Origin of the sequence: Enterocloster lavalensis, from assembly GCF_046603895.1 — a bacterium.
In the GTDB taxonomy this organism is placed as follows: domain Bacteria; phylum Bacillota; class Clostridia; order Lachnospirales; family Lachnospiraceae; genus Enterocloster; species Enterocloster lavalensis.
This window is the reverse complement of the sequence record NZ_CP176637.1, coordinates 4,257,430-4,281,203: the sequence shown is the minus strand read 5'-3', so window position 1 is coordinate 4,281,203 and position 23,774 is coordinate 4,257,430. Positions and strand designations below refer to the sequence as shown.

General features: G+C 55.6%; 22 protein-coding genes and 1 riboswitch. Of the genes, 4 read left to right on the top strand and 18 right to left on the bottom strand.

Going from position 1 to position 23,774, the window contains the following annotated elements:
• Positions 1-94: 94 nt before the first annotated feature.
• Positions 95-1,219: a 2-methylaconitate cis-trans isomerase PrpF family protein gene (locus tag ACK2JC_RS19095; RefSeq protein ID WP_107434366.1), complete on the bottom strand. Its 1,125-nt coding sequence runs from the start codon at positions 1,217-1,219 to the stop codon at positions 95-97.
• A 177-nt stretch (positions 1,220-1,396) separates the two neighbouring features.
• On the opposite strand from ACK2JC_RS19095, the gene ACK2JC_RS19090 reads away from it, so the two are divergent.
• A complete protein-coding gene (locus tag ACK2JC_RS19090; protein ID WP_276949942.1) occupies positions 1,397-2,302 on the top strand; it encodes a LysR family transcriptional regulator in 906 nt (301 codons plus the stop codon).
• Positions 2,283-2,792, top strand: coding sequence for an N-acetyltransferase family protein (locus ACK2JC_RS19085; RefSeq protein WP_368272311.1), 510 nt, complete (start codon positions 2,283-2,285; stop codon positions 2,790-2,792). Before ACK2JC_RS19090 ends, ACK2JC_RS19085 begins: the two co-directional genes overlap by 20 nt.
• A gap of 879 nt (positions 2,793-3,671) precedes the next feature.
• On the opposite strand, the gene sufU is transcribed toward ACK2JC_RS19085, so the two are convergent.
• The 5 genes from sufU to sufC are packed head-to-tail and all read right to left on the bottom strand — an operon-like array spanning position 3,672 to position 8,657.
• Positions 3,672-4,091, bottom strand: coding sequence for a Fe-S cluster assembly sulfur transfer protein SufU (sufU, locus tag ACK2JC_RS19080; protein ID WP_007716576.1), 420 nt, complete (start codon positions 4,089-4,091; stop codon positions 3,672-3,674).
• Positions 4,081-5,325: an aminotransferase class V-fold PLP-dependent enzyme gene (locus ACK2JC_RS19075; RefSeq protein WP_411337623.1), complete on the bottom strand. Its 1,245-nt coding sequence runs from the start codon at positions 5,323-5,325 to the stop codon at positions 4,081-4,083. Before ACK2JC_RS19075 ends, sufU begins: the two co-directional genes overlap by 11 nt.
• Positions 5,315-6,424, bottom strand: a complete 1,110-nt coding sequence (locus tag ACK2JC_RS19070) for a SufD family Fe-S cluster assembly protein (protein ID WP_368272312.1) — start codon at positions 6,422-6,424, stop codon at positions 5,315-5,317. The genes ACK2JC_RS19075 and ACK2JC_RS19070 overlap by 11 nt, the downstream gene beginning before the upstream one ends.
• 33 nt (positions 6,425-6,457) lie before the next feature.
• The gene (sufB, locus tag ACK2JC_RS19065; protein WP_368272313.1) at positions 6,458-7,864 is read right to left on the bottom strand and encodes a Fe-S cluster assembly protein SufB; all 1,407 of its coding nucleotides are present in this window, start codon (positions 7,862-7,864) and stop codon (positions 6,458-6,460) included.
• 46 nt (positions 7,865-7,910) lie between these two features.
• Positions 7,911-8,657 (bottom strand): Fe-S cluster assembly ATPase SufC, encoded by a 747-nt coding sequence (gene sufC / locus ACK2JC_RS19060; protein WP_118755579.1) that lies wholly within the window; start codon positions 8,655-8,657, stop codon positions 7,911-7,913.
• A gap of 205 nt (positions 8,658-8,862) precedes the next feature.
• Between sufC and ACK2JC_RS19055 the strand changes: the two genes are divergently transcribed.
• Both ACK2JC_RS19055 and ACK2JC_RS19050 read left to right on the top strand, forming a co-directional pair.
• Positions 8,863-9,270, top strand: coding sequence for an Rrf2 family transcriptional regulator (locus tag ACK2JC_RS19055; protein ID WP_320936633.1), 408 nt, complete (start codon positions 8,863-8,865; stop codon positions 9,268-9,270).
• 141 nt (positions 9,271-9,411) lie between these two features.
• Positions 9,412-10,617: an FprA family A-type flavoprotein gene (locus ACK2JC_RS19050; RefSeq protein ID WP_320936634.1), complete on the top strand. Its 1,206-nt coding sequence runs from the start codon at positions 9,412-9,414 to the stop codon at positions 10,615-10,617.
• Positions 10,618-10,802: 185 nt separating this feature from the next.
• Here the strand turns inward: ACK2JC_RS19050 and ACK2JC_RS19045 are convergent, their stop codons facing one another.
• From ACK2JC_RS19045 to ACK2JC_RS18990, 12 genes are all read right to left on the bottom strand, one after another.
• On the bottom strand, positions 10,803-11,054 hold the full coding sequence (locus ACK2JC_RS19045; protein WP_118755584.1) for a hypothetical protein: 252 nt from the start codon (positions 11,052-11,054) through the stop codon (positions 10,803-10,805).
• 37 nt (positions 11,055-11,091) lie between these two features.
• Positions 11,092-12,114 carry a ferredoxin gene (locus ACK2JC_RS19040; protein WP_320936635.1) on the bottom strand — a complete coding sequence of 341 codons (1,023 nt, stop codon included), beginning with the start codon at positions 12,112-12,114 and terminating at the stop codon, positions 11,092-11,094.
• Between the two features lie 34 nt (positions 12,115-12,148).
• Positions 12,149-12,964, bottom strand: coding sequence for a hypothetical protein (locus ACK2JC_RS19035; protein ID WP_411337619.1), 816 nt, complete (start codon positions 12,962-12,964; stop codon positions 12,149-12,151).
• 18 nt (positions 12,965-12,982) lie between these two features.
• A complete protein-coding gene (locus ACK2JC_RS19030) occupies positions 12,983-13,969 on the bottom strand; it encodes a hypothetical protein (RefSeq protein ID WP_320936637.1) in 987 nt (328 codons plus the stop codon).
• A gap of 433 nt (positions 13,970-14,402) precedes the next feature.
• Positions 14,403-15,365 carry a helix-turn-helix transcriptional regulator gene (locus tag ACK2JC_RS19025; RefSeq protein WP_320936638.1) on the bottom strand — a complete coding sequence of 321 codons (963 nt, stop codon included), beginning with the start codon at positions 15,363-15,365 and terminating at the stop codon, positions 14,403-14,405.
• A gap of 398 nt (positions 15,366-15,763) precedes the next feature.
• Complete coding sequence (locus ACK2JC_RS19020) at positions 15,764-16,894, bottom strand: hypothetical protein (protein ID WP_320936639.1); 1,131 nt, start codon at positions 16,892-16,894, stop codon at positions 15,764-15,766.
• A gap of 260 nt (positions 16,895-17,154) precedes the next feature.
• Positions 17,155-17,652 (bottom strand): signal peptidase I, encoded by a 498-nt coding sequence (locus ACK2JC_RS19015; protein ID WP_166445701.1) that lies wholly within the window; start codon positions 17,650-17,652, stop codon positions 17,155-17,157.
• Between the two features lie 16 nt (positions 17,653-17,668).
• Positions 17,669-19,219 carry a hypothetical protein gene (locus ACK2JC_RS19010; protein ID WP_320936640.1) on the bottom strand — a complete coding sequence of 517 codons (1,551 nt, stop codon included), beginning with the start codon at positions 19,217-19,219 and terminating at the stop codon, positions 17,669-17,671.
• 144 nt (positions 19,220-19,363) lie between these two features.
• On the bottom strand, positions 19,364-19,945 hold the full coding sequence (locus ACK2JC_RS19005; protein ID WP_411337615.1) for a hypothetical protein: 582 nt from the start codon (positions 19,943-19,945) through the stop codon (positions 19,364-19,366).
• A gap of 86 nt (positions 19,946-20,031) precedes the next feature.
• Positions 20,032-20,634, bottom strand: a complete 603-nt coding sequence (locus ACK2JC_RS19000; RefSeq protein WP_320936642.1) for a signal peptidase I — start codon at positions 20,632-20,634, stop codon at positions 20,032-20,034.
• Positions 20,635-20,813: 179 nt separating this feature from the next.
• Positions 20,814-20,901, bottom strand: a riboswitch (cyclic di-GMP riboswitch).
• Between the two features lie 104 nt (positions 20,902-21,005).
• A complete protein-coding gene (locus ACK2JC_RS18995; protein ID WP_092361247.1) occupies positions 21,006-21,806 on the bottom strand; it encodes a response regulator in 801 nt (266 codons plus the stop codon).
• Between the two features lie 31 nt (positions 21,807-21,837).
• Positions 21,838-23,631, bottom strand: a complete 1,794-nt coding sequence (locus ACK2JC_RS18990) for a sensor histidine kinase (protein WP_320936643.1) — start codon at positions 23,629-23,631, stop codon at positions 21,838-21,840.
• Positions 23,632-23,774 lie beyond the last annotated feature (143 nt).

Here is a 23,774-nt window from a genome sequence, read left to right as displayed (position 1 = left end):
TTCCTCCTAAGATTATTTGATTGGCAGCGAGGGCGCCAGGCGGGCGGCACCGCGTCCGCAGTCCGCAGCCGGCTCCCCTCACCGTTTTCTCCCCCTATTCCCTGATATACACGTATCCGTCCATAATTCTGCGGGCTGTCCGGGTCACGCCGCCCTTCAGCACGTTTTCCCCATCCATCTTGACGTCCACGTCCGTGATCCCGCTGGAGTGCCCCAGACGCACCACGTCCGCGCCCTTGTCGTTCACCGCAATCTCACTGACAATAGTTCCTGCGATCCGGGCCGCCGATCCGGTTCCCACCGCAACGGTCATGGGGTATGCCTTGTGCAGTGCTCCCACTGAGACCGCCCGGACACAGATATCCATATCCTCCGCCTTCACCTGATTGCCGTCCATGTCCACGTAGTCCTGAGGGGCGGAAACGATGGAAACCTTGGGGGCGGAGGTGGATTTCGTCCTGGCTTCCTCCCAATTCTCCACAAATCCGCATTTCACGGCCGCCATGCCGCGGATGCGCTCGATATGCTCCATCACGTCCTTGTTCTGGTTCAGCTCCACCAGCTCCGTGCCCTTGATTCCCAGGTCCGAGGCCTTGATAAACACCATGGGATTGGAGCAGTCCAGCACCGTCACCTCCGCCGGACCGTAACCCGGCACGTCGAAAATCTCCTTTTTCTGCCCTGTTGGGAACAGCTTGCCCGTCCTGGAACCGGCCGGATCCTCAAAATACATATCGATGCGGGATCCGGTTCCGGGAACCCCCTTAATCACCTCGTCGCCGTGCACCATGGCGCGCCCGTTCTCCACCCGCACATGCTCCTCAATGATCTTGTTGGTATTGGTGTTGAGAATCCGCACCACGGTGATTGGCTCCACCGCGGGAACCAGGCCCTCGTCGATGGCAAACGGCCCCACCGCGGAGGAAATATTGCCGCAGTTGGCGCTTCCGTCCACCCGCGGAATCACGATATCCACTTGGCGGAAGGTGTAATTCACATCCACATCCTGGCGGTCCGAGGGGGAAATCACAGCGATTTTGCTGGTGGATGAGACGGTTCCGCCCATGCCGTCGATCTGCTTCACATCCGGCGTGCCCATCACCTTCAGGAAAATTTCATCCCACCCGCTCTTGTCCTCCGGCAGGTCCTTCTCGTGGAAAAATACGGCTTTACTGGTACCGCCGCGCATATACACACAGGGATATTTCTTCATATACATTGTAAAATTCCTCCGTTCCTCTTTTGATAATCCCAGTATAAGGCTTGATTTCCATTCTGTAAAATTGTATAATTTCATTAAATTCCATTCCAAATAGGAATGTTAAATGTCAAAGCAAGGACAAGACGGCAGATTGTACGGACTGCTGCAATTTATGAATGAAACGGGGGATCGCATTTGGACGAAAAAGATTGTGAACTCATTGAAATGTTATGGGAAACCAGGAATATCACCAAGGCGGCGGAACGGCTTTTCACCACCCAGTCCGCCCTGACGAAGCGTATCCAGAAACTGGAAGAAGAATTGGGCTGCGAGCTGTTTATCCGCTCCCGCAAGGGAGTTCTGTTCACCCCGGTGGCGGAGCGCATCCTGCCCTATGTCCGGCAGGTATCCGATTCCATGGACCGAATCCGCAGCCAGGTGGCCATTTACCGGAAGGAGGTGGCGGGCACGCTGAAGCTGGGCGTATCCATCAACTTCGCCCGTTACCGCCTGGCGGACGTGTTGAAGGGCTTCATGGACCAGTACCCCAACGTGGACATCCATGTGAGCACCATGCAGAGCACCAACCTTTACCAGAGCCTAGTCAAAAATGAGATAAGCATCGCCATTGTCCGCGGCAGCTTCAAGTGGAACGAGGGTATGGTAACGCTCTCCGAGGAGCCGGTCTGTCTGGTAACCGCCAGAGAGCACGCGGGTGAACCCTTAAACAGCTACCCTTACATCGGGCGGCACACCGACGCCGGATTCTACGACAAAATCCAGCTCTGGCGGGCGGAAAACGGCTGTCAGGAGAGCCGCACCAACCTTTGGGTGGACGACATCGGCAGTTGTCTGGAGATGGTCTCCCGTGGCATCGGCTGGTCCATCCTGCCGGAAATCTGCTTAAAGCAGTTCGACGGCCAGATCACACCGCTATATTTCAAGGATGGAACGCCCTTCACCCGTTCCTCCCACATCTTGTACAAACACGACTATTTTGAGCTGCCCCAGGTCAAAAAATTTATTCAGGAGGTACTGGCCCGGGAGTATTTCATGGGGGAGCGCACGCAGGAGGCCGCAGATGAATTACACCATACGTGAAATCAAAACTTCTGAATACCCATTGCTGGACGATTTTCTATACGAAGCGATTTACATTCCAAAGGGCGCCGCCCCTCCGCCCCGGTCGATCCTCACCGCCCCTGAATTGCAGATCTACACCCGCCGCTTCGGGGAGTCGGACGATGACAAGTGCCTGGTGGCGGAAGTCGGCGGAACCATCGTGGGAGCGGTCTGGACCCGCATCATGGACGACTACGGGCACATCGACGATCACACGCCGTCCCTGGCGATCTCACTTTACAAGAAGTACCGGGGAAATGGAATCGGCGCCGCAATGATGAAGGCCATGCTGGACTTGCTGAAAAAAAGCGGTTACCGGCGCGTTTCTCTCTCTGTGCAGAAAGAAAACTTCGCGGTAAATTTGTATCGGAAGGTGGGATTTGAGATCACTGCGGATCACGGAGAAGAATATATCATGGTGTACGATTTAAAAGCGCTGCCAGAATCAGAAAGCGAACAGATTATGTAGATTAATCAGCCCGGGCCCCTTGTCCGTCCCGGGCGTTTTTGATATACTTGAAATTGGAACAACCGTGTCACTGCAAGGTGTTGGCCTCCTACTCTACATAAGAGGGGAGGGATGCGTATGCTTTTCAGTTTTCAGGACCTGATGGCCTTTGGACTGTTTCTCATCGCATTGCTTACCTTTATTTTCAATAATCGTAAGTAACGTTTTTCTGTAACAGCCTGGAAACAGGCAAAGAAAAACCACCCTTGTATACTTTGGCGAGTTTAAGGGTGGATTTTCCATTTTCCTAAATTGGCCAACCCCTTGTATGGGGCGGTTGTTCCTTTTATATGCTTATTATAACAATCCCACGCAGATTTTTCAACCGTATTTTCCGCGCAAATTCTATGCAAACATTTAAACACTGAAACGCCTTGTCTCAGTCTCGACATATTGGCCGCAAACAAATTATGTAGATTAACTTACCCGGATCCCTTGTCCGCCCCAAGCGTTTTTGATATACTTGAAATTGGAACAACCGTGTCACTGCAAGGTGTTGGCCTCCTACTCTACATATGAGGGGAGGTATGCGTATGCTTTTCAGTTTTCAGGACCTGATGGCCTTTGGACTGCTGCTCATCGCATTGCTTACCTTTATTTTTAATAATCGTAAGTAACGTTTTTCTGTAATAACCTGTCTATAGATGCAGAAAAACCACCCTTGTATACTTTGACCGGTTTCAAGGTGGATTTTCTGCTTTTCTAATTGGCCAACCCCTTGTATTGGGCGGTTGTTCCTTTTATATGCTTATTATAACAATCCCGCGCAGATTTTTCAACCGTATTTTCCGCGCAAATTCTCTTCTCACGGGCCCGTGTTACTGTGGACAGTAACCTGTTTCACCCCACCCCTTCCTCAAGCGTCCTCCATCCCAGCACCGCGCATTTCACCCGCGCCGGCATATGCGCCACGTCCTGCAAAGCCGCTGCGTCCTCCAGCTCCTCCAGGTCCATTTCCGTCGCTGTCCCCTGGATCATGCCGAAGAACCGCTTCGCCAGTTCCAGCGCTTCCTCCGTCTCCTTGCCGATCACCAGATCCAGCATAATATCCGCGGAGGCCTGGGAAATGGCGCAGCCTTCGCCCACAAAGGCCCCGTCCCGGATCACTCCGTCCTCCACCTTAAGCTTCAGCCAAAGATGATCCCCACAGCTGGGGTTCACTCCCTCCAGCACCAGGTTGGCGTCCGCCAGGTCGTGCTTGTGGGCCGGGCGGAGGTTGTGCTCCGTCAATATCTCATTGTAAAAACTTCTATTCTCCATATCCCATTTTCCTCCTGATTCCGGCCACGCTCCTCAAAAGCGCCGCGATCTCCTCCTGCGTGTTGTAAAAATAGATGCTGGCCCTGGTGGCCGCGTTCACCTTCAAAAAGTCGAACAACGGCTGAGCGCAGTGGTTCCCTGCCCGAACGGCGATGCCGTCCGCGTCCAGAATGGCGCTCACATCATGAGGATGAACCCCGTCCACGGTAAACGTCAAAATGCCGCAGTGCTCCTCGGCCTTCTCCGATCCCAGAACCTTCACATGCGGAATCTGCCGAAGCCCCTCAAGTGCCATTGTGGTCAGCGCCAGCTCCTGCCTGTGCACCGCCTCAAATCCCATCGCCTCCAGATAGCGGATCGCCTCCTTAAGGCCCCAGGCCCCCGCCGCGTTCACCGTGCCCGCCTCAAATTTGTGCGGCACCGGCGCGAACACCGCCCCGGTCCTGGTGACGGAGTCGATCATCTCCCCGCCGGTCAGAAACGGCGGCATTTCCTCCAGCAGCTCCCGCCGCCCGTACAGCACGCCGATTCCCATTGGCCCCATGAGCTTGTGGCCCGAAAATGCCAGGAAATCCGCTCCCAGCGCCTGCACGTCCACAGGCATATGGGGCGCGCTCTGGGCCGCGTCCACCACCAGAACAGCTCCCCGCTCCTTCGCCATGGCCGCGATCCAGGCGATGGGATTCTCACATCCCAGCACATTTGACACATGAGCTACCGCCACCAGCTTTGTGCGCTCCGAAAATGCCTCGTTCAGCCGCTCCTGCGTGATCCGGCCATCCGCTTCGCACTCCAGGAATTTAAGCCTGGCCCCGGTCTGCCTTGCCACCATCTGCCAGGGCAGCAGGTTGCTGTGGTGCTCCATGATACTCACCACAATCTCATCCCCGGCTTTAAGCCTGGACAAACCGTAGCTGTACGCCACCAGATTTAGGCTTTCCGTGGTATTTCTCGTGAAAATGACCTCGCCCTCAGGCGGAGCGTTGAGGAACCGGCGCACCGCCTTTCTGGCCTCCTCCACCCGCTCCGTGGCCTCCACGCTCAGGGCGTAAAATCCCCGCATGGGGTTGGCGTTGTACCTCTCGTAAAACTCCCGCTCCGCCTGCAGCACGCAGGCGGGCTTCTGGGCCGTTGCCGCGCTGTCCAGGTAAATCAAGGGATTCTCTGCCAACAGCGGGAAATTCCTGCGGTACGGATTGCAGTACGGATGATTCTTAAACCCATTATTTTCCATCTCCGCTCACCTCCTCCAGATAATCCTGTGCCAGCCGCCTGGCGGCCTCATCTCCGATCCTGCGGCAGACCTTGTCCAGCTTGGCCCGGGTCATCACCTGGGCGGCCTTCTCCCGGCTCATCCCCCTGGAACAGAGGTAGAACAACAGCTCGTCGTCCAGCCTGCCGATGGTGGCGCCGTGGCTGCCCTGCACGTCCTCCTCGGCGCACAGGATCAGCGGAATGGTCTGGTTCACCGCGTCGTCCCCCAGAATCAGCACGTCCTCCTGTTCCTCGCCCTCCGCTCCGGCGGCTCCCGCCTTGAAGTCGATGGTGCCGCGAAACAGTTTAAACGCATGATCCCGGAGCACGCCCCCAGCCATGATCCGGCTTTTGGACCTGCGCCCTCTATGATTTGCCACATAATTCATGTCGAACCGCTGGCCTTCCCTTCCCAGATATCCCACGTCCACGCTCAGGGCGCTCTCCACCCCGTCAAGCTCCGCCAGGCAGCCCGCGTAAGTCTCCGCCCCGCCCAGAAACAGCTGGACGATCTCCACGGACGCGCCATCGCCGCAGCTCCCGCCAATATCATTCAACATCCGGTATCCGCTCCCCAGAAGCTGGAGCTGGATCAGCTGCACCCTGGCATTTTTACGCGCCTTAAACCGGGTCTGCACAGCGATCTGCCCTCCGTCCCCGGGCGCTGAGGTGAAATCCATCACCACGGTCAGCCGTTCGCCCTCCCCGGCCAGAATTTCCACCGGCTGGAAGCTGTTCTCCCCGTCCTGGCAGATGAAATGCAGGACGGCGCGGTCTTCCTTCCCTGGCGCGGGCTCCGCCGCGCCCTGAATCGCCGCGGCCCGGGCGGGATAGGCTTCCGTCCCGATCCGAATCGCCGTGGCCTCCGCCGCATCCCTCAGCCGGTCCATATCCCGCCCCATCCCGGTCGCAACAGACGAGAAATCTTCCTCCCACGCTACCGGCTCCAAAAATCCTTCCGTAATCACGGCCGGGGCCTTCCCCGCCGCGATCCGCTCCAACCGGGCCTCGTTCATCTTCAGCCGGTTCCAGGTCCTCACCGGCAGCCGGTTGACCTTCAAATCAAGTCCATTTTCCACAGGGGGCCTCCTTTCCAATTCCTGTAAATCCATCTATCCGATACTCCCCTTCATCTCCATGCGGATCAGATTGTTCATCTCCGCCGCGTACTCCAGGGGCAGCTCCTTGGCCACGCTGTCCGCGAACCCGCTGACGATCATAGCCCTGGCCTCCTCCTCGCTCAGTCCCCGGGACATGAGGTAAAATACCGCCTCGTCGCTGATCCGCCCGATCTTAGCCTCATGGCCGATATCCGCGTCCTTTGTGCGGATATCCATAGCCGGAACCGTGTCCGACCGGGAGATTCCGTCCAGCATCAGGGACTGGCAGGAAACCGCCGCCTTGCTGCCCGCCGCCCCCTTGGCCACCACCACGGAGCTTCTGAACGTGCTCACGCCCCCGCCCTTGGAAATGGACCGGGTGTTCATGTAAGAGGTCGTCTCCGGCGCGGAGTGCACCACCTTGGCCCCGGTGTCCAGGTTCTGGCCCTCCCCGGCGAAGGTGATCCCGGTGAACTCCATCCTGGCCCTCCGTCCCTTCAAAATGCTCATAGGGTACAGGCAGGACACATGGGAGCCGAAGGAACCGGACACCCACTCAATGGTTCCGCCCTCGGCCACCTGGGCCCGCTTGGTATTCAAGTTGTACATGTTCTTGGACCAGTTCTCAATGGTGGAATAGCGCAGCTTCGCGTTCTTCCCCACGAACAATTCCACGCAGCCCGCGTGCAGATTGGCCACATTGTATTTCGGCGCGGAACAGCCCTCGATAAAATGCAGGCTGGCCCCCTCGTCCACAATGATCAGCGTATGCTCGAACTGCCCCGCCCCCGGCGCGTTCAGCCGGAAATAGGATTGCAGGGGTATTTCCACCTGAACTCCCGGCGGCACGTATACAAAAGACCCGCCTGACCACACCGCGCCGTGGAGGGCCGCAAACTTGTGATCATTTGGCGGTACCAGCTTCATAAAATGTTTTTTCACCATATCCCCGTACTCGCCCTTCATGGCGCTCTCCAGGTCCGTGTATACCACGCCCTGTTCCGCCACCTCCCGGCGCACATTGTGGTATACCAGCTCTGAATCATACTGTGCGCCCACGCCCGCCAGGGAACTTTTCTCCGCCTGGGGGATTCCCAGCCGCTCAAAGGTGTCCTTGATCTCCTCCGGCACCTCGGCCCAATCCCCCTTCATCCCGGTGTTGGACCGCACGTAGGTGGCGATATTGTTCATGTCCAGCCCTTCTAAAGAGGGGCCCCAGTCCTGAACGTTCATATTGTTGTAAATCTGAAGGGACTCCAGCCGGAACAGCTCCATCCACAGCGGGTCGCCCTTCTCCCGGGAAATCTGCTCCACAATGGCCGGGCTCAGCCCCGTCTCAATGCGGTAAGCGTCCTTCTCCTCGTTCCGTATGTCATAAATGCTTCTGTCGATGTCATTTACATAAGTTCTTTCTTCCATCTCCGTATACTCTCCTTTCGGGAAGGCAAGAGGCCGGGCGCAGCCCTCACTGCCCCAGATACCGCTCAAATCCGTCCCGATTAATCTCCTCCACCAGCGCCGCCCCGCCCGTTTTCACGATCCGGCCACCCACCATGATGTGGGTCTTGTCCACATGCAGGGATTCCAGAATCCGGGTGCTGTGGGTGATAATGAGAAGCCCGCCCTCCCGGTCCTTCTGGTACTCCTTCACGCCCAGGGACACCGTGCGCACTGCGTCCACGTCCAGGCCCGAGTCCGTCTCGTCCAGAATCGCCAGGCTGGGCTTCAAAAGCAGCATCTGCAAAATCTCCGCCTTCTTTTTCTCTCCGCCTGAAAATCCCACGTTCAAATCCCGGTCCCCGTAGGCCCTGTCCATTTGCAGCAGCTCCATGGCCTGGCCCATCTCCTTTCGGAAGGCCGAGAGCTTCACCCGCTCCCCTCTGCGCTGCTCCACCGCGCCGCGGATGAACGCGCCTAGGGTCAGCCCTGGAATCTCCAGGGGGTTCTGAAAGGACAGAAACATCCCGTCCCTGGCCCGCTTGTCCGCGCTCTCCTCATTAATCCGCTTTCCCTGGAACAGGACATTCCCCGCCGTGGTCTCATAGCGCGGATTCCCCATCAGGGCGTAGCCCAGTGTGGACTTTCCCGCTCCGTTGGGCCCCATCAGCACATGGGTCTCCCCCTTCTGAATCTCCAGGTCAATTCCATGTAAAATCTCTTTATCTTCCACTCTGACCGTCAGTCCCCTGACTTCCAGCAGTCCGTTTGACATATACTCCTCCATTCCGCCCGGGAAGGCTCATGTTTTGATCTGATTTTATATTAACCTATCATTTTAATCGGTTTATAGATATCATAATCTTATAAACCTACTTTGTCAATAGGTTTATATTTTCCACTTTCTGTTGATATTCCTATTTCTGTTGTAGTATAATAGGGGCATGCTGACAGGCAATTTTTAGAGGGAGGTGTGTCAAATGATGATTTCCACAAGGGGACGCTACGCGCTGCGGGTGATGCTGGACCTTGCCGCACACGACGCGGACGGGTACATTCCCCTGAAAGAGATTGCACACCGCCAGGACATTTCCGAGAAATATCTGGAAATCGTTTTGAAGGTTTTGGTCCGAAACAACCTGCTCACCGGCCTGCGCGGAAAAGGCGGCGGATACCGCCTGACCCGTCCCCCGGGCGATTACACCTTAGGCGAGATCCTGCGCCTGACCGAAGGCAGCCTGGCGCCGGTGGCCTGCGCCGACGAGGGCAATACAGAATGCCCCCGGCGCGAGACCTGCCCGTCCCGCCCCGTATGGCAAAAGCTGGACACGCTGATCAACGACTATCTGGACGGAATCACCCTGGACGATCTGTTGAAATCCCCATAGCCGCCGAGTCGGGCCCCGCGCTTTACGCCCGCGGCCCGGACGGACATGGCCGGACGGCAGCCCAACACCCCATTCCCCCGCCAAACAACATCCCCGATTCGGAGAAAACGAAAAATCAATATCGGAAAGGACAAATGCACTATGTATTGCACAAGAAAACTCACTGACTCCATCACCTGGGTGGGCGGCAACGACCGCCGCCTGGCTCTCTTCGAGAACCTCTTCCCCATTCCCCGGGGCGTCTCCTACAACTCCTACCTGATCGTGGACGAAAAAACCGCGCTGATTGACACTGCGGACGCGTCCATTACCAGACAATTTCTGGAAAATATTGCCCACACCCTGGACGGGCGCAGCCTGGACTATCTGATCGTCAACCACATGGAGCCGGACCACTGCGCCAACATCCAGGAACTGCTCCTGCGCTACCCGGACTTAAAGATCGTTGGCAACACCAAGACCATTTCCATGATCGGCCAGTTCTATGATCTGGACGCCGCCGGGCGCAGCCTCGTGGTCAAGGAGAACGACACCCTGTCCCTGGGCGCCCACACCCTGCGCTTCTACTTCGCACCCATGGTGCACTGGCCGGAGGTGATGATGACCTACGAGGAGAGCGAACAACTGCTCTTTTCCGCCGACGCCTTCGGAACCTTCGGCGCGGTAAACGGCAACCTGTTTAACGATGAGGTGAACTTCAAGCGCGACTGGCTGCCCGACGCCCGCCGTTACTACAGCAACATCGTGGGCAAATACGGCGTCCAGGTGCAGTCCGCCTTAAAGAAGGTGGCGGGTCTCCCCCTGCGCATGATCTGCCCCCTTCATGGCCTGGTGTGGCGCAGCGATCTGGACGTGCTTCTGGACAAGTACGCCCACTGGAGCAAATACGAGCCTGAGGAGCAGGCCGTGGCCATTTTCTTCGGCTCCATGTACGGCGACACCGAGAACGCGGTGAACGTGCTGGCCGCTGGCCTGGCCGACGCGGGCGTGAAAAATATCGCCGTCTACGACATTTCCAGCACCCACGTGTCCGTGCTGATCTCCGAAATCTTCCGGTGCAGCCATCTGGTGCTGGCCGCCCCCACCTACAACGGCGGCGTCTACCCGGCCATGCTGAATCTGCTCCACGACATGAAGGCGTTGAGCGTGCAGAACCGCACCGTGGCCCTGATCGAAAACGGCTCCTGGGCCTCCACCTGCGCCAAGCAGATGCGCGCCGCCCTGGAGGAAATGAAGCAGATGCAGATTCTGGACACCACCGTGACCTTGAAATCCACGCTGAAGGAGGATTCCGCGGCGGCGCTGGAGGCACTGCGGGAGAGCATCCTGGCTTCCTTGGGACAGTAAAACCGCCCCGGCCGCGCCAACATAAGCCCCCAACAGGCGGTTCCCGCCGCCGGAGGGCCGGAACCCCGGCCTGCGCTGACGGCCCCATTACATCCACAAAAAGCAGCCGGTTTATGGACCTGAAAACGATCTGTAAACCGGCTGTCTCTGTCATTTCTTATTTCATTTCAATTTCATCTCAATTCTCAAAACGCCCTGTGCCCCAGCCGCAGGCCGTCCAGAAATGCCGCCTCGTACACAGCCCTGCACTCCTCCGCCCCGCCTTCCACCAGGCTTTCAAACAGTCTCTCAAACTGATCCCGCGTGTCCGGGTCCAGGCTCCTGAGGATGGCCTCCTGCTCCTCATAATACCTGGCCCGCAGGCCGGGAAGCCGCTCCCCGATAATCTGATCCACCCGTTCCTCAATCATTTTCCCGAGCAGCTCCTGTACGCCCATTCTCCGCCTCCCTCCAATCCGCGCAGGCAAATGCCATTTACAGGTACTTTTTGAACTCCGCGGCCTTCTGCGCCAGCGCGTCCTTCACCTTCCGCTCGAAGCTGCCCAGGGCGCAGTTCACCACGTCGCAGGCCCTATCGGTAATATCGTCGCTTACGCTGTCCATGGAGCTCTTCAGATCGTTCACAAACTCCTTTGCCGCCGCTTCAAACCCTGAAAAATGCCATTGGTTCTTATATTTGGCTCTGCCGAACATACCCTCGCCCGCGTACACCTCGTCGTAATCAAAATCCATCCGGTCCACATACCATCTGAGGCTGGTATACTCCCCGCGGCTCTTAAAATCCGCGATAATCCCCGACCCGGTGCTGTAATCGTCAAAATTCTTCACCAGCTTGGTCTCAAAGTCGCCGTCCCCCGGCCTCACGTCGAACCTGCACCAGGACTCCAGCAGCTTAAACGCGGCCCCGCCCGCCTCCCGGGCCTGCCCGTAAATCTCCCGCAGGAAACGTTCCATAGACTGGTTGAACTGGTAATAGAAATTCCCCTCGGCCTCCTCGTAGGTATAATACGGCCTCAGCTTCTTCACCTTGTATTCCACAAACACCTTTTTGAGCAAGGGCCGGTAGGCGGAAGGCAGATAGCACAGGTTCTCGAACTCAGCCCGGGCCGCGGACTTCGCCTGGCTCTCCGAGCTGTAATCATTGCTGTACTGCTTAACGCTGAATGGCACCGGAATGTCATAATCCCCGGCCTTAAATTTCAGCTTCACCGGGTCTGCCTTGGAGATTTTCAACGTCTGCTTCCGTTCCTCCAGCTTTTTCAGCAACTCCTGAAGCCCCTCCTTCCCCGGCTTCACGCCGGAGCCGGTCTCCACAATCTGAATCGCCTTCTGGGGACATTCCTCCGCAATGCGCTTAAGCGCCGCCAAATCCTTGTCGGCCACGGCCTTGCCCGCCACCGGCACGGCATTTCCCTCCGCGTCCTCCACAAAATACGGGCTCTTGAAAATACACGCCCCGCAGCCATTACATGTTTTTGCCACCTGTAACTGTTTCATCTCACTTCTCCTCTTTTGTTTATGTTTTGATCTGTCAGGCGTCGTTCAGGACGCGCTGCATGTTCGCCAGGTACGCTTCCCCGGTCTCAATGGTCTCCAAAGCCGTCTCCGCAACCGCGCCCTCCTGGGTGATCACCGGCACGTTCATAACGTCCGAGAGCGCCGCCGCGAAATTGACGCAGGTCATCAGCACCCCTTTGTCCGTCTCCGAGTAATTCCTCACATTGTAGCCGTTCCGCTCAATGGTCTCCTTTGTAGTCTCAATGGACTTTAAAAACAGGACGTACAGCCCGGTCAAAAGCTTTGCGATCCGGTCCGCCCTGGCGATCACTGCATCACAGGCCGCGCACACGGATTCCGCCTGGGAGTAGATCACCTCCGCCTGGCTCAACTGATTGCGGGCGGCGGAGAGATTACGCTCAGAGTCCTTGATGGCCATACCGCCCAGCCCCTTCATCATCAGGCCGCAGACCAGTTCCTTGTCCGTAAACGCCTTCTTGGCCGATAGGGTCAGCGCCTGAAGCCCCGCCTGCCGCTCCTCGGAAATAGAGAGTGGCAGATTGACCGAATCCTCCGCGCCGCGCAGGTCGATCTTCTGAATCTGGCTGTAGACCTCCACAAATTTGGGGATCGCGTCCTCCATGACAGCCCGCTTCTTCCTGGCCACGTTCATCAGCCGTTTATCCGTAAATTCCGTCTTGGTTTTGACCAGCCTCCTGGCCTCCTCATTCTTCTCAAACGCCTGGGCGTATTTTTTGAGAGCGTGGTCGTCCATCTTCGCGGACTTCACCAGGCGGCTGCCCTCCACTACGCTCGCGCCGATTGCCATTCCCATTAATTCCAGCAGCATTTTCCGTCCCCTCCGTCTTTAAAATTGCAGCACAAGGGCAGAATCCAGCTGCGCCTCATACTCCTCCACCGTTCCAAACCGCACGTTCCTACCGAAAATCCGCAAAATCTCATCCAGCCCCTCTGCCACTCCCTTTGCCGAGTACACGCCCTCGCAGGCGCTCTCCATGATCCTGTCAAATCCCTCTGCAAAGGTCTCGTCCCACCTGCCGAACTCCTCGGCGCAGATGGCTTTAAACTTCTCCCGCTGACGCTCCATCTCCGCCAGCGCCTCTGTCCGTATCATGGCCAGCTCCCGCTCCTTCTTCCTGTAGTCGTCCAAATGCTTTGCAGTCTCCCTGATGTCCTTAACCGCAGAGCTGACCAGTATAATCCCGCTGCATGCGGCGGTGGTGATCACCGTGCCCAGCACCTTTCCGATCACTTTACCCGCGGCGGCCCCCACCAGACCTCCGGACGCCAGCCCCAGGAACGTGCCGATCTCGCTGCCGATCTCCCCACCGATCATACCGGCCACCATCATCGTGCCCTTCTGCCCGATCTCCTCAATAAACTCCTGCCCTCTGATCTCTCCGTTTAAATACCGCTCAGCCGAGTCCGCGACAATCAGCGCCACCGCGGTGATCTGGCCGATCTGGCCCGAGGAAGCGATCTTCTGAAACAGCGGATTTTCGCTGTTAGCCATCATGAAATTTGCCTGATCAACGATCAGACGCCTGGCGCCTCCCACCACCGCGGTTCCCACCGTGTACTTCGCCATGTCCCCGGACGCCTCCCCCAGGGACTTCTCCCCGGACGCCACCTTGCACATCTGGCTGACAGCCTCCACGGTGAGGGGGATGAGCGCGCCGGTGAGGGCTTCGGTGGCGCCGGTGGCAAATGAATCTCCATACCGTTTAGAATCCGCGGATAACTTATCCTTTGCATTTACAGCTCTATAATAATTCCCGTCCACCGCCATTCTGGCACGGCTTTTTGCCTCCTTACTCAGCATTCTCGGTGCCAATTTCAGAACTTCCGTCCCCTCTTCTCCAGCATCGGAAAAATCTCCATTTTTTACGGAAATTGTGACCTTCTTAACTTTTCGAAGTAAGTATTCATGGTTCTCCAGACCGCGTTTACTTCTATTTAATTTTGAATTCGTCAAAGCATAATTATATTTTTCGTTATTTGCTAACTTAGTCTGCTGTTCTTTGGACAAATCCCCGTATCGATTTTCAACTACAGCAATGGGCGTAATGTGATCTGTGTCTGTAGTTTTGTTCGAAGGATGTCTTCTGATTGCATCCTTTTTATTTCCTTCAAATATCCGTTTTGCTTCATATTCATCAATCGTCGATTTCTTTCCATTTAGTATAGCTTTTTTATAATTATTCCGCTTTGTAACATCATCGATTTCCCTGCCTGACATTGCTACCACCACCCAACCATTTTATTATTCACTGAACGTTTTGCAAAACCCTCACATACCCGCCCTGGCTCCTCAGCCACATATCAATTCCATTTCCAAATACCTCTGCCTGGATCACCCACTTCCCGCCGTCCTCCGACAGAATTTTCGCGGTGGGGAGGCGGTCCAGAACCGCTTCCACCGACGGCCCGGAATACTCAAACTTTACGGTGCGCATGCGGCCGCCGTACATGAACTGGATCCGCTTGCGGAACTCCCCCTCCTCAAACCGGTCCCGGTACGGGATCTTGAAATGCGTATCCGTCACCCGCAGACTCCTGATCCGGTCCAGGCGGTAAATGGTGGGAAATGGATCCTGCGCGTTGTCAAATTCCGTTTCCCTGTCGATATTCTGGATAAACGCCGCCAGATAAAAATAATATTCCGAAAACATCAGCGCCAGGGGTTGCAACACCCGGCGCACGGTTTCGCTGTTTTTGAGCTTCGCGTAGTCGATCTCGATCACACGGCACTCCCGGATCGCGTTCCCCAACTCCCACATCTTATCCATAAAAACAGTTCCGTGATGCAGTTCCACGTAGTGGAACTTTTCATTGGCGATCAGCTGGCCCACTATCTTCCGCTTGTCCGGGGAAACGCAGTTGTCGATGAGCTTGTCCAGAATCCCCATCATTTCCGGCTTTGTGAGCGCCCGGCTGTCCAGCAGAATTTTGCTCACTGCCAGAATCTCCGCGTCGGTGAATTTCGTCTCCGGCCGTCGTTCCAAACGGTATCCCCGCTCCCGGCGATCGTAAACCACGGTGTTCTCCTCCCCGTTTAGCAGGCCCTGATCCGCCATAAATTCCTTGATGTCGTCCAAGTCCCGCTGGATACTCTTCTCGCTGACCCCGTATCTGACCGCCTCCTGCGCTTTGCTCACCACGGAACCGTCCATCAGACTGGCATAGAGCTTCAGGATACGCTGATTTTTGCTGCCGTTTTGTCTCTCCATCGTGGCGCACACCTCCCCCATTTTCCTGAATGTCCGCGTCATAGTGCTGTGTTTTATCCATTATAGCATTTTGAATGGACACATTCTGTCCTCATTACCTGTAAAATGCACTTTTGGCTCGATTCACTGATATTACAATCTTACTCCATATTTCTACTATAAGTGACAAAATACGGAGGATTTTTGGTGGTTTAACGTAACGGAAATTTTGTTATACGGTGGTTGTCGGATGATAGCCGCAAAAAGGAAGCGGGCGAAAGGCTGAGGCAGCCTTGTCGTCCGCTTTGGATTAGGTTAAAACTTATTTGGATTGGGTTGTACTGTGTTTGCCGTGGGAACCAGCATGTAACGCTAAATCCCATTCAGTTCCCATCGAAACCGGCGTTGCCTCCCGAATCTCATGCGCCGCTGCCGGAGGTTCCGCTATTGTCAGTTCCTCCTACGTTGTCGTCTAAGGTTCCGCTGTTGTCAGTTCCTCCTCCGTTGCTGTCTGAGGTTCCGCTGTTATCAGTTTCTCCTCCATTTCCGCCGGAGGTTCCGCTATTGTCACTCCCTCCGCCGTTGCCCTCTGCGGTTCCGCTGTTGCCGTTTTCGCCTCCTGTACCTCCGGAGGTTCCGCTATTATCAGTTCCTCCGATGGTGCCACCTGAAGTTCCGCTGTTATCAGCTCCGCCGCTGGTGCCGCCTGAGGTTCCGTTGTCATTTTCGCCTCCCGTACTGCCGGAGGTCCCACCGTTATCGTTTTCTCCGCCTGTACCGCCGGAAGTTCCGCCACCTTCAGTGTGATCCGGCGTACCTCCCGTGGAGCCGCTGTCGTCCGGCATTTCGCCTGAGCCGCCGGTGGAGCCGTTCTGATCTGCCGGATCCGTTGTGCTTCCGCCGGAAATGTCTCCGGTTCCGCTTCCATCCGGGGATTCTGTGGAACCGTTTCCAGTTCCGTTATCTCCACTTTGATCGCTCCCGCCAGCCGTCTCGCCGCCGGAACTGCTGTTTTCATCCTTCCCGGAACTGTCGTTCTGTCCGGCGCTGCCGGTATCTCCGCCAGTGGTGGAATCGCCTGTATCCGGGGACTGGCCGCCGTTTTCAGTTGGGTCGCCCGGCGTGCCGTCAGAGATCGGGTCTTTCTCACCGCCCGCATCTCCGCCTGCTTGCCCGGCATTTTCCGCTCCCGCCTCCGGGCCGCCAGCACCGCTTCCTCCGCCCGGACCGCCGCCCGGCACGGTTCCTGCTTCCACTTTTTCAGCCTCGGAGGGCGAGGCGGCCTCGGGAGCAGGTTCTTGGGTGTACTCGTAAACCGCAACAAAAACCAAATCTTGATCAACCACAATTTCCGTAGGATCTACAAGGCTTTCCCCATCCAAAGTCCATCCCAGAAATACCCGGTGGATCTCCGCGTCCGAATCATCGTCCAGTGACAGCAAGGAAAACGTCCCAACCAAAGGCACGGAGTCCGTCACCTCGTGTTCCGGTATCTCCGGCACCTCCGTGGCGCACTGTCCCTCGTAGACCACACTTTCCCCAAGCTCCACACCGTTGTCATCCAAATATGTCAGCGCAAAAGACTGGGCCACCTGCACAGTAATCGTTCCGGTAATAGTTGTAGAATATTTGGAAAATGTAACTCCGGTCAGCCCTATACTTGCAATGCCGAAATACAAGAGCCAGGCGTTAAGAGAATGCCGTCTTTTTCCGTTTGAATCCGCTGGTTTTTCGCTGCTGTTCCTAGAAAAAAACGCCATCCTCCTTTCCTCCCTTCATACCCATTCTTTCACAAATATTCCAAACGCCGTCAGCCCGCCAGTTCCCGTTTCCGCAAATGGGGCGCTTCCACCAGGAGCATCAGCGCCACAACCATTACCAACATTCCCAGCGACGATTTGAGGAACAGAATCAGATTCCCCAAACGCGGAATGACCAGGCGGACGCTTCCATAAATATTATCCCGGTTGATCGTCACGCCGTCCGGCGCGTTATTGGCATCGCCTTTTGTCTGAAAGGTTTCTCCATCTTTTTCCATAACTCTGTGAGTGACAAATGTCCCCTGATCTCCGAAGGTCACAATCTCCCCCGGCGCGTAATCCGCCTGCTGGCGGATGATCAGGCTGTCCCCCGGCGAAAACGCCGGTTCCATGCTGCCCGAAAGCACGGTCACCATGGAGTAGCCAAATAGTGAGGGAAGTTCTTCGTGATAGACAAAGCGCTTCACCAGCAGTATGCCGTTCATCAATATCACTGCAACGAGAATTGCGGTAAGAAAACGCTGCAGCCAACGTCCGATTTGTTTCATATTGATCATGTCTCCTCTATGATGTGGTTTGCTCCGCGTGAATCATCACGATCACCCGGTATTCCAGGTCCGCGGCAGAGCCGATTTTGGTGTCCAATATGTCATTTCCACCGGCGAACAGCCATTGCCATTCCAAGAGATATTCCTTCTCTTCTCCCGGATCCAGGTTCACAGACTCGGCGGAGAGCTGTTCCGCAGTAAGCCAGGTGTCCTGATCCCCGCAGAGATATTGACCGTCCGATTTCAATCGGTAACGGAGGGGCAGAAGAAGCTGGCCTTCCGGCGCGGAAATCTTCATCTGATACCGGATTTCATAGGAATTCCGGTTGCTGACCAGAAATTCGTAACTGCCTTTGGAACCAGGCATTAGTTTCCGGTCCTCTCCCGTTCCGGTCCGATCCGCAAACAGGCTGATCTCCGTGTTCTGCTGCCATACCGGTCCGTTCTTTTCCTGTACCTGCACGTCGGCGGGCTGGTCTGGCTCGGTGGGGTCGGTGGGATCAGTTGGGTCAGTTGGATCGGTTGGATCGGTTGGATCAGTCGGATCAGTCGGATCGATTGGATCAGTCGGATCAGTGGGGTTCGATGGCTCCGTTGGTTCCGTTGGATCAGTCGACGGGGTGGGCGGTCTGGATGAGTGATCGTGTGAGGAATCAGAGTCAGAACCCGAGTAATTCGGCTGCGTCTGATTTCCGGCTGCCGCGCTGGTCTCCGCCGGGGGCTGAGAGGGCTGTTCCAGGCTCTCAGCGGTGGATTCCTGCCCCGCTATGGGGACGGATTCTGCGGCGGCGCTGTTGCTTTGATCCTGCGCGGATGGCGGGAGAAGCTGGGACTGCGTCTGTCCGACAGCCTGACCGGCCTGAGCTGCCGGGTCCGTCGTATTCTCCTTGGCAAGAAGGCCCTCGCCGGACTCGGGTATTTCTGATTGGTCATTGGCTGCTGGCTGGGCCGCAACCGGATCTGCCGTTTTCCCGGAGGTGTCCTTGTAGTGATCGGCTCCGGCGTCCCGGGTGTAGACATCCGGGGTAACTGTGATTCCGTCGTTTTCATCCAGTTGGAGGCGGATGTGCACTGCAATGACATTCTCGGACACCGCCAGTTGGTACGCCTCCGCGTTACCGGTGACCTTGCCGGTCTGGATTCCGCTTTCGCGGTCTATGTGGATTTCAACCTGACTTTCCTGCCTCCCGGAATCGTCCAGCAAGGCCAGGTTGTGTGTTCCGGTCTCCACATCTTTAAAATGAAAAACCCCTTCCGAATCCGTGGTGGTTCGCCTGGGGTCGCTGTGTAGCTCTATTACCCGGTTTGCACAGGGCGAACCGTCTGTGTAAAAGATCTGTCCGCTGAAGTCGATTCGGTTCGGATTCACAGCCTCGTTCTCCGGGGACAGCACGATGGTGTCCAACATCTGCCCCAAACGGTGATCCGTCGCCCTTCCGATGTGGGTGCCCGCAAGGAAGGAGGTGATGGAAACGAACAGCAGGAGAATGGGAAGGATGATCCAGATGGTCTTGCTGTTGCCGGTGGTCTGGCTGTTCTTATGTGATTTTGGGCCAGAGTTGGGCATGGGCAGGGCCTCCTTTTACATAATTGAACTAAATGTTTTTTCGATTTGTTTAGCCTTTACTAGAATACAGATACTATAAGAATGGACTTGTACTCTGGTAAAGGCTAAACCGCTCACTGCGGATTAGCCTTTACCCTATAATTTTTAATTACCATCGTTTGCTATCGCATCCGGGTTCTGTACAGCAGTCATCGTTAAAGTAAATGTACCAGTTTTACCAGCCATTGCAGGCGCATCATTAATTCCATCAGCACTATCCGGAAGTACCCAGAAGATCTCTCTAGCCACATTCATAGCATCTTTCGTCGCACTATATGCAACCTGACCTGTCAAGCCCGCCTCAGTAATCGGAGTGTTATGTTCCGAATCCTCATAGAATTTTACGCCCGTTAACGCATTTTCCCCACCATCCGCTGTAATTAACACCTTATAGTCAAAACCAACCTCAGTTCCATCACCATTTACATTAATCTTAAATGATCCTTCATCTCCTGGAATCACTTTGTTATCCGCACCTTTTCCCTCCAGCACAATGTCTGCTGTATTAGTAAACGCACTATTATCGTTTTTAGCAAATTCTACCTTCCATTGTGCCGCCGTTGCAGTTGCCTGCCCAGTTGTACTACTGGTATACTTTGCAAACGTCCCCCCCCCCCCCACCAAACTACTGGTAACCAGTGTCAACACAACTGCTGCTCCAATTTTCCCAAAAATACTTTTCTTCATGTCTTTTCCTCTTTCCTTTTTAATTATTTTTTATTAATAAATTTAATTACTACCTACCATCACTCAGGCTCCGCGCGTCCCCGCCGTCACCCTTTCTCCGCTCTCAGCCGTTCCAATTCCATCTCCAGTTCTTTCGTCCTGGACACTTCCTTCCGGCTTTCAAGCTGTCTGCGGATCACATCCCACAGCACAAACAGCACCAGCGGGCACACCACAAACAGAATCATTCCCGTGGTCGTCTGCATGAACATCGCCAGATTCCCGGCTCCGGCGACTCTTCTCTGGTAAATGCCTTCCACGTCCGCCGGTTTCACCAGCCCCTGGTCGGCAGCGTTGTTGGCGTCGCCCTGAGTGACATACCGCGTCTCGCCGTTCTCCGACTTCACTTCCACGATTCTATGGGTCACCACCGCGCTTCCGCTCTTGTAAGCGATCACGTCGCCCACCTTCAGGCTGTCAGGATCGGTCTCCTTGACAAATACCATGTCGCCGGTCATGATACTCGGCTCCATGGAACCGGACAGCACGATAAACGGCTTATACCCCAGGAAATCAGGCACCTTGTCGGGACTGGTATAAGACTTCACGATCAGCGTCACGTTGATCAACAGCAGCGGAACGAACACCACACAGAGCGCGATCCCCACAGCTCCCACGATCTTTTGCAGCAAACCGTTTTTTTCCTTCATCCCTCACTCATCTCCTTTCTTCAAATGTTTCTCCCGACCAGCCAATCCGGAGGGGCACTCTCAGCACAAAAAAGGCAATCCTGAGTCCAGTCAGGATTGCCTAAAAATCTGCATAAACACACCTTGGGCGTGCAATACGCGAACCAAATATAAACGTACCATACCCGGAACGTCCATATAGGGGCAACTGGCTGTCATATCATATACTATGATTTAGACCCTTTAGCTTTGCGTCGCTGACTTTCATCAGTTTTGCCAAGTATGTAGTTGATATGGGCTCAGTATAGCGCAGCCTGCGCAACCGATGTGCAACTATTTCCGCGTATTTTGAAAATTATTAAATTTAAAATTCTGACTCCGTATTTTTCTCCTCACCCCCTGCCCGTACGTCCACTTGACAACCTGGCGTTGGTCTCCTCGGCCCAGCTATAGTCGAACATGTACTCGTCCTCATAGTGGTATCTCCCCCCGCCGGATGCCTTCATATATTCAAAGTAATCGCATTCCAGATCATCGCCCTTCACATAGCAGCCTCCCCGGCGGTTGTAGAATACGCCCTCGATCCCGTACTCCTCGAACACCCCGTGTATCCCGATCACCGCCTTCCGGTACAACGCCTTCACCCGGCTGTCATAGTCCTTGTCCGGCCACAGCTTGTCCACGGCTTCCTCCATGGTCACCTCGCCGCCCATGTGGTCCACGCAGAGGGCCAGCAACTCCTTGCTCTTGGCATTGGAAAATTTTACAAGTTTCTCGTCGATAAACACGTCGAACCGGCCGAAGGTCCTGATAAATACCCGCTTGGCCTGCCCCTTGGCCAGCAGCCTGGCGCGGTTTAACGCGTCCATGATGTCCTCCCGGCTGTAGGGCTTGAACACATAGTAGTCCGATTTCATTTTCAGGGCGTCCAGCACGTAATCGCTGTAGCCGCTGACAAAAATAATGATCATATCCCGCTTGATTTCCCGCAGCTTTCTGGCCAGCTCGATGCCGTTCATCTGGGGCATCTCGATGTCCAGCAGCGCGAAATCCACCGTGTTGTTCCTGGCGTACTCCAGCGCCTCCAGGGGATTGGTAAACCTCCCCACCAGTTCTATTTCCCTGACCTGCGCGCACTCGATCTCAAACTGGCGCATGGACAGCTCTTCATCATCCACAACAATCGTCCGCATGTTCCGTCCTCCCCTCTGTTTCAAATTTCGATTATCCCTGTTTGGGAATCCGCACAATGGCCCGGGTTCCTTTGCCCGGTATGCTGTTGATTTCCAGGCACGCGCCCGCGATCTCCTGCAGGCGCAGCCGGATATTTTCAAGGCCTGCCGAGGTTTTGGGCACACCGGCGGCGGGATCAAAACCGGCGCCGTCGTCCAGCACCTCCACCATGTAGCTGTGCTCGTCCTCGAAGGTGCTGACCTTCACCGTGCCATCGCCATTTTTCCCGCGGATACCGTGTTTGATGGCGTTCTCCACCAGGGGCTGCACGGTCAGGGGCGGAACCTCGAAGCCGTCCGGGCCAATCTCATACACCAGGGCCAGCTTGTCCCCGAAGCGCACCTTTTCGATATTACAGTAATTGCGGATATGCTCCAATTCCTGGGCAAACGGGATCATACCGCCCTGGCCGATGGAATCGATGTTGGCCCTGAGATATTTGGAGAAATCGTAGACCAGATTGTAGGCCCGGTCCGGGTCCAACTTGATCAGCGTCCGGATGGAGCTGAGCGTATTGTAAATAAAATGGGGCTGGATCTGGCTGATCATCAGCCTGAGCCTGGAGTCCTGCAGTTCCCGCCCGATCCGCGCAGTCTCCTCCCGCTTATGCCGGGTGTCCATGAGCAGCGCGGCAAACAGGCAGGCGATATAGCCGAACAGCCCGCTGCGCAGATAATTTCCGTTCCGCATATAATCCATTTGATAGTACAGAACGATCTCCGCTCCCAGACTCACAGCCATCAGCGCCATCCCGGCGCATTCCAGCTTGAAATACGCGCCCAGGGGCCTTTCCCTGCGGAAACGCTTTACGATGATCAACAGCAGCGCCAGAAACATAACTGCGTAACAGGTGTGGGTAACCCAGGCCGTTTCCATGAAATCCGCCACATTTGTCAGGTGCAGGATGTTCAGGATAAAAAAGTTGGCGGAGAACATATAGCTGAGCCGTCGCAGCGCCGGCTGGTACTCCCGGGGGAACCGATGCATAAGGTAAAACAGGTAGGGCAGCGGGCAGATCATGGACAGAATATAGCGGGCCATGGTCATGGTATAGCCGAAATCCCATATGAACCCGGGAAATTCCACCTCATTTACCATCCAGAGGGAGGCTAACACCACGAATATACCCAGGCAGCGGACTGTACAGACGTCCTCCAGCAGGCTGCGCAGGTAAAATGAACTGACGAAGATGGCCAGTCCCAGGATCATGAATACCCCGCAAACCATCATCTGCGGGATATACTGCCGCAGCAGGTAGGAAGTCAGCTTCAGCGGCGCCCCCAGCCAGACCGGTGACAGCACGCCTGAGGACACACGGTACGGGGAGCGCAAGGTCACGGCTATGGTCTGTCCAGCGCAGTCCGGCGGAATCTGCACCATATTCCAGTGGTTGGGCGTCGCCTTGCCGGAAGGGCGCATACCGTCGGAATTGTAACGGTACAGCAGGCGGTCTCCCACCCTCACCTCCACGCTGGAAAAGGCTGTATGGAAACAGATCGCATAATCGTCAAACCCGGTATCCGGCAGTTTTTTGCTCATGGTGACCGGCACGTTCGGAGCTGCGCCGGACTTGTGCGGCATAGAAATGATTCCGGTCTCCACGCCCTCCTGCGTCAGCGTCCATCCTTCCGAAAAATTCACCGGCGACGGCCCGTCCACCAGACTTTCAGTCCGGGCCTCAAACCGGAGATTCCCGGACCACAATAAAATGACAAACGCCAACATGGCCGCTGTCAGAAACAGTATGTATGCCGTCCGGTTCTCCCGGTTTTCCTCATTGAACATGATTTCCCCCGCCCTTTATTTTCCATTTTCTGTTTTTATTATAATCAATAACGTAGGGATTCACAATCAAAATATGGAATATGCGGTTTGTAAATTTTTTACAAACCGCATACCTGTCGCATAACCGGATTCACTTTAAATAT